At 47.0% G+C, this 1,074-nt stretch carries 1 protein-coding gene; it reads right to left on the bottom strand.

What is annotated here, in order from left to right:
• The coding region (locus R7F67_RS24845) for an ABC transporter permease (protein WP_318057533.1) at positions 1-1,074 on the bottom strand (1,074 nt) is incomplete at both ends.

Raw genomic sequence — 1,074 nt, 5'->3', positions numbered from 1 at the left:
AGCCGCAAACAGACTGGCCATAAAAATCGCCACAATGATCATTTGATATTCGTAAAACGAAACACGGGGATAAAGCAGAGTATCGACGCCGTATGCACCTAAACCATCGGCCAGCCCTCCAAGCGACAATCCCGTCACACTGAGCAGCTTTATCATGGCAGCGCTGCCAAATAACCCTAAAGCACATCCCGTCAAACCAAGGAACATGGTTTCCAACGTGATCAAAATACGAATTTTGTGTTGCTGCATGCCCACCGCCATCAGCACGCCGAATTCTCTGGTTCGTTCAAACACCGACATTAGCATGATATTGATGATGCCAAGCGTCATAGCCAACACGAACACCACCAGCATGACTTGGTTGGAGATATCCATCGAGCTCATCATAGTTGAAAGCAGGGGTTGAATTTCTAGCCATGTTCTTACCGTTAACGGCTTTCCTGAACCATCGTCGGTCAAGGTTCGGGTAAACGACACGATATTTTGCAACACGTCGTCATCATTGGCGTTGAGCAAAATGGCGATTTCATGCGCCCCCGCTATCCCTGCAATTTTCTCTAGGTCAGCTTTACGGACGTACACGTTGCCGTCATCAAAGGTCGTGGACGGTGTTTTGAAGATGCCTTTCACTCTAAACGCAGCGCCAGAGACATCCCCATTGATATCGGAAAGCGTCAGAATGACTTTTGAACCGACCCGTAGCTTCAATCTTTTCGCCGTCTTTTGCGATACAAGAATGGGATTCCGGCCCTCTTCATCCAACCAATAACCATCGATGATATGCTCAGAAAGCGGCGTTATCTTCTGCTCTTGTTCAAGATGAATACCATTAATACGAATACCGCGAGAACTGCGAGCAGAAGCTATCATGCCATCGGCGAGAAACCGCTCCGATACGGCTTTCACGCTTTGATGCTTGTCTAATGTTGTCACGATGCTTTGCGAGTCAGGTATGGTGTCTTTCAGTTCAGGATTAACGAGATAAGCACTTTGATGAATCTGCAAATGGCTGGTTTGCCAAGCAATCGCATTTTTGATCATGCTGTCCACTAAACCATTCATAAATCCGATCAT

Source organism: Vibrio sp. YT-17 (genome assembly GCF_033337375.1).
In the GTDB taxonomy this organism is placed as follows: Bacteria; Pseudomonadota; Gammaproteobacteria; order Enterobacterales; family Vibrionaceae; genus Vibrio; species Vibrio alginolyticus.
Note: the sequence above shows the minus strand (reverse complement) of the source record. Positions and strands in the feature narration are given on the sequence as shown.